The following is an 11,422-nucleotide window of genomic DNA, read 5'->3' as shown; positions in this document are numbered from 1 at the left end:
TCATTCCGGGATGGTCCGAAGGACCAGACCCGGAATCTCGAGATTCCGGGTTCGATGCTGCGCATCGCCCCGGAATGACGGCTATGCCAGCTCCCTGAGTGCCGCTTCCACCACCTTGCGCGCGTCGGCCGTCAGCGCAGCCTGCGGCGGGATGGGGTCGCCGACGTCGTAGCCCTGGATCGAAAGGCCGGCCTTGATGCAGGCGGCGAGGTTGAAGCGGGCGAAGGCCTCGTTGATGCGCCACAGCCTGCGCTGGAGCGCCATGGCCTCGTCCCAGCGGCCGGCCCGGCAGAGGTCGTAGAGCGCCACGCTCTGGCGCGGGATGATGCAGGCAGGTCCCGCCATCCAGCCGAGCCCGCCGATCAGCATCACCGCGGCCGGAATGTGGGCAGAGGCCGAGAACACGCGCAAGGAATCGCCGCAGCGGTTCATGATCGAGAGCAGCCGGCCGGTGTTGGTCGAGGCGTCCTTGATGTAGCCGATGCGCGGATGCCCGGCGAGGCGCGCGATGGTGTCGAGGGTGAGGTCGGAGCGCTGGAATTGCGGGTTGGTGTAGATGACGACAGGAATGTCCACGGCATCCGCGATGGCGCGGAAGTAGGATTCGACCTGGGCGTCGGCGAGCGGGAAGTACGCCTCCAGGATCGCCAGAATGCCGTCGGCCCCACACTTCTGATAGGCCCTCGCCTGCGCCACCGCATCGGCCGTCGAGGTGGAGGCCACACCGGCCACCACGGGCACGCGGCCCTTCGCGGCCTCGATGGTGGTCTGCACGATTGCCGTCCGCTGCGCGGCGTTGAGATAGGCGAACTCGCCGGTCGAGCCGAGCGGCGTCAACCCATGAACGCCGGCGCCAATCAGGTCGTCGCAGAGTTTCGCGAGCACGTTCCCGCGCACCGCGCCGTCGGCATCGACGGGCGAGACGAGATAGGGGAAGACACCGTGGAAATCGGGCATGTCAGGGGTCCCGGAAACTGGTTTGCGCCTGACGGGTCTTAGCAATGCCTGCGCAGGCGATCAAACCCTGAGCAGCCGCACCCGCGTGCCCCAGGGGTCGATCGCCTCCACACCGTCCGCAAGCGCCGTGACTTGCGTGCCGCCCTTGCGCAGGCGCTCCACCTGGGCGGCGAGAATGTCCTGCTTGGCCATCACCAGCGAGAACCAGGCGAGACCCGTGGTCTGATCGTCGCGTTGGCCGGCGCCCTGGCTCTGCCAGACATTCATGCCGAGGTGATGGTGATAGCGGCCCGACGACAGGAACGCGGCACCATTGCGCTTGCGGGTCGGGTCGAGGCCGACCGTGCCGTGGTAGAAGCTTTCCGCCTGCGCGAGATCGCCGACGCGCAGATGCATGTGGCCGATGCGCATTCCGTCCGGCGCCTTGGCGTAGTCGGGAATGCGCGAGTTGGTCAGCGACAGCAGGTCGGGGATGTTGAGCTCGTCGGTCGCCATCTTCACGCTGCCCTCGCTCCACTGCCATTGCGAGGGATCGCGGTCGGCATAGACCTCGATGCCGTTGCCTTCGGGATCGTCGAGATAGACGGATTCACTGACGAGATGATCGGCAAAGCCCGACAGCGGCACGCGATGCGAGGCGGCTGCTACCAGCCAGCGCGCCAGGTCCTTCCGGGACGGCATCAGGAAAGCGGTGTGGTAGAGGCCGGCGGCATTGCGCGGCTCGATTGCAGCATCGGGACGCGCCTCGAGCACGAGCAGCGTGATGCCGGCCGTGCCGAGCTTTGCAACTGTCGCGGAGCGCTCCATCACGGCCAGCCCGATCACGTCGCGGTAGTAGTCGGCAACCGTGTCGAGATTCTTCACCCGGAGCGTCACCATGCCGACCCGCATCGGCGTGCGGCTGGCATAGGTCGGCCCGGTGCCTTGCGCAGTGCCCTCGGCGCGTGCAGCTGCCGCGGCAGCCATCGCGAGCGAGGTGGCGCCGGCAAGTTGAAGCAGGGTGCGGCGGGTGAGGTCGATGGTCATCGGTCAGGGCTCGCTGGAAACGTTTAGGGCCGTGCGGCGCAATGTCGGCCGATTGCTACACGTTCCCGTGAGCGGCTCCCAATCACATGTTCGTCGGCCGGCGCCGGCTCTGTCCTGGCCACCCGGGCAGTTTCGCAATCGCCCGCGACATCCCAGATTGAGGACAACTTACAGGAGACCGCCATGACCGCTCCAACTCCTCTGTCTTCACTGTCGTCCGCGCTCGCGGACGTCGTGGCGCGTACCGCGCCCTCCGTCGTCTCCGTGCATTCGCATCGCTCCCGCGCGGCCGGCTTCGTCTGGAAGCCCGGCCTGATCGTCACCGCCGACGAGGCGCTGGCCGACGAGGGCGAGGTCGAGATCGGCCTCCCCGACGGCAGCCGGGTCGCCGCCACGATCGCCGGCCGCGACCATACGACCGACATCGCGCTGCTGCGTGCCGAGATTGGCGTCGCGCCGGTCAAGCTGGCCGCGACGGTCCCGCCCCTCGGCACCTTGTCGGTTGTCGTGGCCACCAACCGTGATGCGCCGAGCGCCGCGCTCGGCATGGTGTCGGCGTCCGGCAGGAGCTGGCGCTCCTTGCGCGGCGGCGACATCGATGCGCGGATCGAGCTCGACGTTCGCCTGCGTCCCGGCCAGGAAGGCGGCCTCGCGCTCGATGCGACGGGTGAAGCTTTCGGCATGGCTGTGCTTGGACCGCGGCGCGTGCTGGTGATCCCGACGGCGACGATCGAGCGCATCGCGCCGCAGTTAGAGGCGCGCGGCCGCATCGCGCGCGGATATCTCGGGCTCGGACTCCAGCCGGTGCGGCTCGACGACGGTATCGGCGCGATGGTGATGAGTGTCGACAAGGCCGGGCCTTCGGCGGCCGCCGGCATTCGCCAGGGCGATGTGATCGTGGCGGTCAACGACCAGAAACTGTCCGGTGTGCGCGCGCTGTCGCGAACGCTGGGACCTGCGAGCGTCGGCACCGTGGTCGATGTCGCGGTGCGCCGCGGCGGCGAGCCGGTCAACTTCAAGGTCACGGTCGGCGAGAGGCCGGAGGCGTGAGCGAGGACAAGCTGCCGGAGATCCTGCTGTCCCTGGAGATCGACGATGCCGCTCTCGCCGACCGCCTGGCTGCGCTGCTCGGCAATGTCGCCGGGTTGCGCCTTGCCGCGCCCGGCGAGCGGGCCGCCGCCACGGTCGTTGCCCGCGATCCGCGCGCGAGACCTGAGGACATCGCGTTGACGCAGCGCGAGCTCGACGTGCTGGCGTTGATGGCCGAGGGCGCCTCCAACAAGATGATCGCGCGCCAGCTCGGAATCTCCGTGCACACCGTGAAATTCCACGTCGGCTCGCTGCTCGACAAGCTGGACGCCACCGGCCGCACCGATGCGGTGGCGCATGCCGCGCGCCGCGGCGTGATCGAGCTCTGAGCGGCGCGGATCAATCGCCGACCGCGGTCTGTGCCAGGGCGCGCATGCGGTCGGTATCGACGACGCGGCCATGGCTGATCACGATGCTGGGCGGGGCGTGGAAGCGCAGCGCCTCGGTGACGTCGGCCTGCTCGAGCACGACCAGATTGGCTGCGCAGCCGAGCCCGAGGCCATAGCGCTCGAGGTTGATCGCCGTGGCGGCGCGCGTGGTGATCATGTCGTAGAGCGTCTCGAACTCGCTCTTCTTCGTCATCCACAACAGATGCGAGGCGAGGAACGCCACCTCCAGCATGTTGTTGCGGCCGAACGGATAATAGGCGTCGGAAATGTCGTCCTGGCCGAGGCAGACATTGATGTCCGCGCCCAGCAATTCCTTCACCCGCGCGTGCAGCGGACCGTTGTGCGGATTGCTGACGACGCTGACACGGGCCTTTCCGAGCAGCACCATCAGCTCGCGGAGATAGTTCTCGGGATAGAGCGCCATCGCCCTGCAATGATGGGCGAGCGCCCGGCCCTCGACGCCGCGCGCGATCACCGCGCGCGCCATCATGTCGAGCGTGCGCATGTTGGCGTCGCCGACGTCGTCCAGCAGCATCGAGATTTCGGCGCCGTGTTCGGCCGCGAGGTCGAAGCAGAACGCGACATGGCGGCGCATGTCCTCTTCATCGGCTTCGATCCAGGGAATCCCGCCGACGACGTCGGCCCCGAGCGCCATCGCCTTGCGCATCAGACCGTCGGCGCCGGGCTCGCGAAACAGGCCGTCCTGCGGGAAAGCCACGACCTGGATGTCGACGATGCCGCGAAACTCCTCGCGGATCGCGAGCAGCGCCTTGACGCCCTCCAGCCGGGCCTTGGTGTCGACATCGGCGAAGGCGCGGATGTGGAGATTGCCGTGAAGCGCGGCGAGCGCCACCGCGCGCCGTGCGTTCGGGACGATCCAGGACGCGTCGTAATTGCTCTTCACCACTGCAGCGAGATCGACCGCCTTCGCCGCCTCGCTCATGCCGCCGCCCTGATAGGCCTCGAGCGCCGCCTCCGACATCATGGGCAGGGTCCAGACCTTGCAGAGGTGCAGGTGCGGATTGACAAAGGCCGGCGTCACCAGGCCGCCTTTGGCATCGACAAAGGCCTGTGCACCGGGATCGAGCCGATTGCCGATCGCGGTGATCACGCCATCGGTGATCGCAATGTCGACGATCTCGCGGCCGCGCGTGCGAGCATTGGTGATGACGAGGTCTGGCAGGCGGGACATTGCAGGACTTCCACTCGGTACCGATGCCATCATGCAAGTTGGGTGCCGGGCTGCGCAGGCGGCGGAAACCGGAGTTGGACCGTCAGGCCCGGCGCATTGTCATGCAGCGCAATCTCGGCGCCATGAAGGCGCGCGACCGCGGCGACGAGGCTGAGGCCCAGGCCGTTGCCCGGCGTGTAGCGGCTCTGTTCGAGCCGGTAGAACCGCTTGAAGACGTGATCGCGCTGGTCGGCCGGAATGCCCGGACCGTCGTCGGCGATCGCGATCACGGCGCCGCCATCGCCGCTGCGGCAGGTCACCGCCACCTGCCCGCCTTTGCAGCCGTGCTTGATCGCGTTGTCGACGAGATTGGCGACGGCGTCGAACAGCAGGTCGCGGTCGCCCGTGATCGCGACCTCGCGGTCGCCGCCGAGGCTGAGACGCGTCGAAACCTGCTCGGCGGCGGCGTCGTAGAGCTCGACGACCTCGCCGGCGATCTCGGCGAGATCAAGTGCGCGGAAGGCGCTCCTGCGGGCGCGGGTCTCGATCTCCGAGATCCGGGTGATGGAGGCGAACATGCCGAGCACGGCATCGAGATCGGCGATGGTGTCGCCGATCAGCACGGCATCTGCCTCGCTGTTGCGCTGAGTATGATAGGCCTTTTCCAGCCGGCCGCGCATGCGCGTCAGCGGGGTGCGCAGATCGTGGGCGACGTTGTCGCTGACCTGCTTGACCTCGCCCATCAGCGTCTCGATGCGGTCGAGCATCTGGTTGAGGTTTTCGGCGACGCGGTCCCACTCGTCGTGGCTGCCGCGCAAGGGAATACGGCGGTCGAGACCGGACAGCATGATGGCGCGGCTGGTGGCGTTGATCTCCTCGATCCGCCCCACCGTGCGCCGGGTCACCAGCACGGCTGCGAGCCCGGCGAGCACCAGGAGCAGCACCGCGACCGCGACCATGGCGAGTTCGATCGTGCCGGTGAAGCCGTCGTGATCGCCGGCGGTGCCGAGCCGGCTCTCGACATAGGCGAGCGTGCCGAAATAGACATAAGCCATGATCGCCGCGACGATCAGCCCGAACGCCGCGATCGCGATCAGCGCCAGGCGGAAGGTCGAGGAACGAAGCGTCTTAGCCAGGAGCACGGAGACAATATCCGATGCCGCGGATGGTATGGATCAGCGGATAGGCCTGGGCATCGTCGACCTTGCGGCGGACGCGCCCGACATAGACGTCGATGATGTTGGTGGAGGGATCGAAATGCAGGTCCCAGACGTGCTGGAGCAGCATCGCGCGCGAGACGACGCGGCCCTCGTTGCGGACGAGATATTCGAGCAGCTGAAACTCGCGCGGCAGCAGCGGAATTTTGCGGCCGCGGCGGCTGGCGTTGCGCGAGATCAGGTCGATGGCGAGGTCGCCGACGCGCAGCAGCGTCTCCTTGGCGATGGTCTCGCTGCGGCGGCCGAGCGCCTCCAGCCGCGCAAGCAGCTCGACGAAGGAGAACGGCTTGACGAGATAGTCGTCCCCGCCGGCGCGCAGGCCGCGCACGCGGTCGTCGACCTCGCCGAGCGCCGAAATGATCAGGAAGGGCGCGGCGATGCCGTCGTCGCGCAATTGGCGCATCACGGCGATGCCGTCGATGTCGGGCAGCATGCGGTCGATCGTGATCACGGCATAGTCGCGCGCGGCGCCCTGGCTCAGGGCTTCGCGCCCCGTGGCGGCGAGATCGACCTCATAGCCGGAGGTCGTCAACTCTTCGACGAGCTGGCCTGCGGTTTCCGGATCGTCCTCGACGACCAGGATGCGGCGGTGACCTCCGGTCATGCAAAACTCCACGCGACGATCGCCACCAGACTATCCCGTTCCGGGGCTGAGCGGAACCGCCTGATGGCGATCGCGACAATGGTGCGGTACGGCGATGCGACTACCAATAGTCTCCGCACACATTGACCCATTGCCACCCATAGGGCGTCCAGCTCCTGCGCCAGCAACCGTCGTAGTAGCCGGCGTAGATGAACGGTGCTCCGAAGAAGAAGCGATGGTGGTGCCGGAAGAAGGCGTGGCGGCCGATGAAGTGCCTGCCGTGCCAGCCCGCGCCGGCGAAGCGCGGCCCAAAGGCGGCGCGGGTCGCTAGCGGAGCCGCGGCAAAGCGAGGTCCAATGGCGGCGTGGGCGGCCATTGGCGAACCGACGAAGCGGGCACCACCGAAATGAGCGCCGCCCATCCCGCCAACTCGCATGCCCCCGCCACCCATGCCGCCACCACCGACATGCATGCCGCCACCACCGAAGTGGCCACCGCCGCCAAAGCCGCCATGTCCTCCGCCGCCGAAGCCGCCGTGTCCTCCGCCGCCGAAACCACCACCTCGGGCGAGAACGGGCGAAGCGACCGCCAACGTCGCAGCCATGGCCGCCGCGACGATGCCGGTGAGAAGCCTGCTGTTCATCTGAAGATCCTCCTTGTCGCGGCGACGGTCGCGCCGCTCCAGGGGATCAGATGAGGAAAATGCGCCCTCACCTTCAACTTACAAATGCGCCAGATTCTGACGCGGGTGTTAGGGAGGCGGACCGGCGACCTCTCCTCGTCATTGCGAGGAGCTCGCGACAAAATTGCGAAGCAATTTTGCGCTGATGCGACGAAGCAATCCAGACCGTCCAGGCGGAGCCAGTCTGGATTGCTTCGCGGAGCCTGTCATCGGGCCGCGCTTTGCGCGGACCCGTTGGCTCGCAATGACGACGTGGGTAGAATTCGCCGTACGTCGACGAGCTCAACTCGCGGAGGCTTTCCGACCTCTCCCCGCAAAGAGCGGGGAGAGGTTCAGATAGAGCCTCACGCCCGCTTACCGTTGTTCTTCTCCGCCGCGCGGCGCAGGGCTTCGGCGAGTGCGCCACCGCCGGAGGATTCCTGCTTGCGCGGCGCCGACGAGGTCATGCGGGATGGATTGCGCGCGCCATTGTCGCGCTGCATGCCGGGGGCGTCCTTCTTGGCACCGACCTCGTCGTCGAGCCGCAGGGTCAGCGAGATGCGCTTGCGGGCGACCTCGAAGTCCAGCACCTTCACCTTGACGATGTCGCCGGGCTTCACCACCTCGCGCGGATCCTTGATGAAGGTCTTCGACATCGCCGAGATGTGCACGAGACCGTCCTGGTGCACGCCGATGTCGACGAAGGCGCCGAAGGCGGCGACGTTGGTCACGGTGCCCTCGAGGATCATGCCCTTCTTGAGATCCTTGATCTCCTCGACACCTTCCTTGAACACGGCGGCCTTGAACGCCGGACGGGGGTCGCGGCCGGGCTTTTCGAGCTCGCGCAGGATGTCGGTGACGGTCGGCAGACCGAAGGTCTCGTCGACGAAATCCTTCGGCTTCAGCGTGCGCACGATCTCGCTGCTGCCGATCAGCGCCTTGATGTCGCTCTTGGTGGCGCTGAGAATCCGGCGCACCACCGGATAGGCTTCCGGATGCACGCCGGAGGCATCGAGCGGATCCTCGCCGCCGAGGATGCGCAAAAAGCCTGCGCACTGCTCGAACGCCTTCGGCCCGAGCCGCGGCACGTCCTTGAGCGCCTTGCGCGACTTGAACGGGCCATTGGCGTCACGATGTGCCACGATGCTCTGCGCAAGGCCCGAACCCACGCCCGACACGCGCGCGAGCAGCGGCGCCGAGGCGGTGTTGACGTCGACGCCGACGGCGTTCACGCAGTCTTCGACCACGGCATCGAGCGACTTGGCGAGCTTGGCCTGGCCGAGGTCGTGCTGATACTGGCCGACGCCGATCGCCTTCGGCTCGATCTTGACGAGCTCGGCGAGCGGATCCTGGAGCCGCCGCGCGATCGAGACCGCGCCGCGCAGGGTGACGTCGAGACCGGGCAGCTCCTCCGAGGCAAAGGCCGAGGCCGAATAGACCGACGCGCCGGCTTCCGACACCACGATCTTGTTCATCTTCAGCTCGGCCAGGCCCTTGACGAGATCGCCTGCGAGCTTGTCGGTCTCGCGCGAGGCCGTGCCGTTGCCGATCGCGATCAGCTCGACACGGTGCTTCAGCGCAAGCTTGCCGAGAATCGCGAGCGACTCGTTCCACTGCCGCTGCGGCTCGTGCGGATAGATCACGGCGGTATCGACGACCTTGCCGGTCGCGTCGGTGACGGCGACCTTGACGCCGGTGCGGTAGCCGGGATCGAGCCCCATGGTGACGCGGGTGCCGGCGGGCGCGGCCAGCAGCAGGTCACGCAAATTGGACGCGAACACGCGCACGGCCTCGGTCTCGGCCGCATTCCACAGCCGCATGCGCAGGTCGATGTTGAGATGCACCTGGATCTTGGTGCGCCAGGCCCAGCGCACGGTGTCGATCAGCCAGCGGTCGCCGGCGCGCTTGAGGTCGGCGATGCCGAAACGCTTCATGATCTTCAATTCGTAGGCGCTCGGCACGCCCGGCGGCGGCGCTTCCGCCTCGGCCTGAATCTGCAGATCGAGGATTTCTTCCTTCTCGCCGCGGAACATCGCCAGGATGCGGTGCGAGGGCAGCCTGGTCAGCGGCTCGGAGAACTCGAAATAGTCGGCGAATTTCTCGCCCTCGGTCTTCTTGCCATCGCGCACCTTGGAGGCCATGCGCGCGTTGGTCCACATCTCCTCGCGCAAGGCACCGATCAGGTCGGCGTCTTCGTCGAACCGCTCGACCAGGATGGCGCGGGCGCCGTCAAGCGCGGCGGCGGCGTCAGCCACGCCTTTCTCGGCGTTGATGAAGCCTTCTGCCACGACCTTGGGATCGTTGCCCGGCTCTGCCATCAGCTGATTGGCGAGCGGCTCCAGGCCGGCTTCCTTGGCGATCTCGGCCTTGGTGCGGCGCTTCGGCTTGAACGGCAGATAGATGTCTTCCAGGCGCGCCTTGCTGTCGGCGGCCATGATCGTGGCTTCGAGTGCGGCATCGAGCTTGCCCTGCTCGCGGACCGATTCGAGGATCGCCTTGCGGCGGTCTTCGAGCTCGCGCAGGTAGCCCAGGCGCTCCTCCAGGGTGCGCAATTGCGCATCGTCGAGCGCACCGGTCGCTTCCTTGCGGTAGCGGGCGATGAAGGGAACCGTGGCGCCGCCGTCGAGCAACGTCACCGTCGCCTCGACCTGCTCCGCCCGTACCCCAAGCTCCTGCGCAATTTTCTGGTTGATATTTGCCACGCGAGAATCCCTCTCTCCAAGCACGCGACGCAAACCGAAATCCGGTCGCGGGACGCCGCTTATGGACCAACCGAGGTTGATTCATCAAGGTGCCGCGCGCAACCGTCGACAGACGATTTTTTTGTCGAACCGATGCGATCTCGCCACAATCGTGGGGATGGCGCCGCATCGACCATTGTGTTCGTGTCCCTGTCGCGCTGCAGCGTGCAAGCGTAGCTCTGCGTCATTCCGGGGCGCGCCTCTTGGCGCGAGCCCGGAATCCATTTTTCCACGTCTCTGCCGCCCGATGGATTCCGGGCTCGCGACTTCGTCGCGCCCCGGAATGACGCGGATTGTTGCATCTTGACATGCAGCCTCGTTCCACGGCTGTTTGTTCTGCCGGACCACCGAACTGCATGTAAGGACCAATCATGCGCACCACATCGGTCGGCGTCATCAAGATCGTCACCAAGGGCCCGGGCGACGTCTCCGGCCTCATGGCCATGATCGGCGCCGGCGCGATCGACCCGAGGGAGATCCTGGCCATCCTCGGCAAGACCGAGGGCAATGGCGGCGTCAACGACTTTACCCGGGAATATGCCGTCGCCGCGCTGTGCACGGCTCTGGCGCCACAGCTCAGCCTGTCCCCGGAGGAGGTCGAGCAGCGCATCGCCTTCGTGATGTCGGGTGGCACCGAAGGCGTGCTCAGCCCGCACATCACCGTGTTCACACGCCGCGAGGTCGAGCGGCCGCCGGCGGGCTTATCGGGCAAGCGCCTGAGCATCGGCATGGCGCACACGCGGGACTTCCTGCCCGAGGAACTCGGACGCGCCGCGCAGATCGCGGAGACGGCCGCGGCCGTGAAGGCCGCGATGGCGGACGCCGGCATCACCGACCCCGCCGACGTCCATTTCGTGCAGATCAAATGCCCGCTGCTCACCAGCGATCGCGTCGAGGCCGCAAGCGTACGCGGCAACAAGACGGCGACGACCAGCGCCTACGGCTCGATGGCCTATTCGCGCGGCGCCTCCGCGCTCGGCGTTGCGGTTGCGCTCGGCGAGACCGGCTCCGACATCAGCGACGGGGACGTGCTGCGCCGCTACGATCTGTTCTCGAAGGTGGCGTCCACCTCGGCCGGAATCGAGCTGATGCACAACGTCGTCATCGTGCTCGGCAATTCGGCGGCATCGGTCAGCGAATTCGAGATCGGCCACGCCGTGATGAGCGATGCGATCGACGCCGCCGCCGTGACGTCGGCGCTGCAGAGCGTCGGGCTTGGCGTCGGGCCGCAAGCGGAAGCCGGCCGCGAGCTCGTCAACATCTTCGCCAAGGCGGAAGCCTCGCCTGATGGCAGCGTGCGCGGCTTTCGCCACACCATGCTGGAGGACACCGACATCAGCTCGACGCGCCACGCCCGCGCCGCGGTCGGCGGCCTGATCGCAGGCCTTGCCGGCACCGGCGCGGTCTACGTGTCCGGTGGCGCCGAGCATCAGGGCCCCGCGGGCGGCGGGCCGGTTGCGGTGATCGCGCGACTATCGGATTGAGACGGCCGGCCTCCCTGGTCGTGGGACCTCTCCGCCCCATGCAACCCTGCCCTTCGCGCCGGCTCAGTTGATTCACGCAGGGTCCATGCGAAAGGAAGGAACGT

General features: G+C 67.3%; 10 protein-coding genes. 3 read left to right on the top strand and 7 right to left on the bottom strand.

The genetic code is table 11. The annotated features are described in order from the left end of the window. Positions 1 to 81 precede the first annotated feature (81 nt). Both A3M7_RS0129365 and A3M7_RS0129360 read right to left on the bottom strand, forming a co-directional pair. Entirely contained in the window at positions 82 to 957 is an 876-nt protein-coding gene (locus A3M7_RS0129365) for a dihydrodipicolinate synthase family protein (protein ID WP_027547136.1), read from the bottom strand. 60 nt (positions 958 to 1,017) lie between these two features. Further along, the gene (locus A3M7_RS0129360; protein WP_027547135.1) at positions 1,018 to 1,983 is read right to left on the bottom strand and encodes a VOC family protein; all 966 of its coding nucleotides are present in this window, start codon (positions 1,981 to 1,983) and stop codon (positions 1,018 to 1,020) included. A gap of 183 nt (positions 1,984 to 2,166) precedes the next feature. Here A3M7_RS0129360 and A3M7_RS0129355 point away from each other — a divergent pair, with 183 nt between their 5' ends. Further along, positions 2,167 to 3,033 carry a S1C family serine protease gene (locus tag A3M7_RS0129355; RefSeq protein ID WP_027547134.1) on the top strand — a complete coding sequence of 289 codons (867 nt, stop codon included), beginning with the start codon at positions 2,167 to 2,169 and terminating at the stop codon, positions 3,031 to 3,033. Then, the gene (locus A3M7_RS0129350) at positions 3,030 to 3,401 is read left to right on the top strand and encodes a response regulator transcription factor (protein WP_027547133.1); all 372 of its coding nucleotides are present in this window, start codon (positions 3,030 to 3,032) and stop codon (positions 3,399 to 3,401) included. Before A3M7_RS0129355 ends, A3M7_RS0129350 begins: the two co-directional genes overlap by 4 nt. A 10-nt stretch (positions 3,402 to 3,411) precedes the next feature. On the opposite strand, the gene A3M7_RS0129345 is transcribed toward A3M7_RS0129350, so the two are convergent. The 5 genes from A3M7_RS0129345 to A3M7_RS0129320 form a co-directional block, all read right to left on the bottom strand. Further along, positions 3,412 to 4,653, bottom strand: a complete 1,242-nt coding sequence (locus tag A3M7_RS0129345) for an amidohydrolase family protein (RefSeq protein WP_245284347.1) — start codon at positions 4,651 to 4,653, stop codon at positions 3,412 to 3,414. Between the two features lie 29 nt (positions 4,654 to 4,682). Continuing rightward, entirely contained in the window at positions 4,683 to 5,774 is a 1,092-nt protein-coding gene (locus tag A3M7_RS0129340; RefSeq protein ID WP_027547131.1) for a HAMP domain-containing sensor histidine kinase, read from the bottom strand. Further along, a complete protein-coding gene (locus A3M7_RS0129335; RefSeq protein ID WP_027547130.1) occupies positions 5,761 to 6,453 on the bottom strand; it encodes a response regulator transcription factor in 693 nt (230 codons plus the stop codon). The genes A3M7_RS0129340 and A3M7_RS0129335 overlap by 14 nt, the downstream gene beginning before the upstream one ends. A gap of 100 nt (positions 6,454 to 6,553) precedes the next feature. After that, positions 6,554 to 7,075, bottom strand: a complete 522-nt coding sequence (locus A3M7_RS47310) for a hypothetical protein (RefSeq protein ID WP_084302614.1) — start codon at positions 7,073 to 7,075, stop codon at positions 6,554 to 6,556. Positions 7,076 to 7,458: 383 nt separating this feature from the next. Beyond that, positions 7,459 to 9,795 carry a Tex family protein gene (locus A3M7_RS0129320; RefSeq protein ID WP_027547128.1) on the bottom strand — a complete coding sequence of 779 codons (2,337 nt, stop codon included), beginning with the start codon at positions 9,793 to 9,795 and terminating at the stop codon, positions 7,459 to 7,461. 410 nt (positions 9,796 to 10,205) lie between these two features. Between A3M7_RS0129320 and A3M7_RS0129315 the strand changes: the two genes are divergently transcribed. After that, positions 10,206 to 11,318, top strand: a complete 1,113-nt coding sequence (locus A3M7_RS0129315) for a ring-opening amidohydrolase (RefSeq protein WP_027547127.1) — start codon at positions 10,206 to 10,208, stop codon at positions 11,316 to 11,318. The last annotated feature ends 104 nt before the right edge of the window (positions 11,319 to 11,422 follow it).

The sequence above is a fragment of the Bradyrhizobium sp. WSM2254 genome, assembly GCF_000472645.1.
GTDB lineage: Bacteria > Pseudomonadota > Alphaproteobacteria > Rhizobiales > Xanthobacteraceae > Bradyrhizobium > Bradyrhizobium niftali.
The sequence above is the reverse complement of the archived record's forward strand: the minus strand, read 5'-3'. Positions and strand labels throughout refer to the sequence as shown.

What these genes read in the sequence shown, in the direction of transcription:
- A3M7_RS0129365 (WP_027547136.1), bottom strand. Translation starts at nt 957, where the DNA reads ATGCCCGATTTCCACGGTGTCTTCCCCTATCTCGTCTCGCCCGTCGAT.
- A3M7_RS0129360 (WP_027547135.1), bottom strand. Translation starts at nt 1,983, where the DNA reads ATGACCATCGACCTCACCCGCCGCACCCTGCTTCAACTTGCCGGCGCC.
- A3M7_RS0129355 (WP_027547134.1), top strand. Translation starts at nt 2,167, where the DNA reads ATGACCGCTCCAACTCCTCTGTCTTCACTGTCGTCCGCGCTCGCGGAC.
- A3M7_RS0129345 (WP_245284347.1), bottom strand. Translation starts at nt 4,653, where the DNA reads ATGTCCCGCCTGCCAGACCTCGTCATCACCAATGCTCGCACGCGCGGC.
- A3M7_RS0129335 (WP_027547130.1), bottom strand. Translation starts at nt 6,453, where the DNA reads ATGACCGGAGGTCACCGCCGCATCCTGGTCGTCGAGGACGATCCGGAA.
- A3M7_RS47310 (WP_084302614.1), bottom strand. Translation starts at nt 7,075, where the DNA reads ATGAACAGCAGGCTTCTCACCGGCATCGTCGCGGCGGCCATGGCTGCG.
- A3M7_RS0129315 (WP_027547127.1), top strand. Translation starts at nt 10,206, where the DNA reads ATGCGCACCACATCGGTCGGCGTCATCAAGATCGTCACCAAGGGCCCG.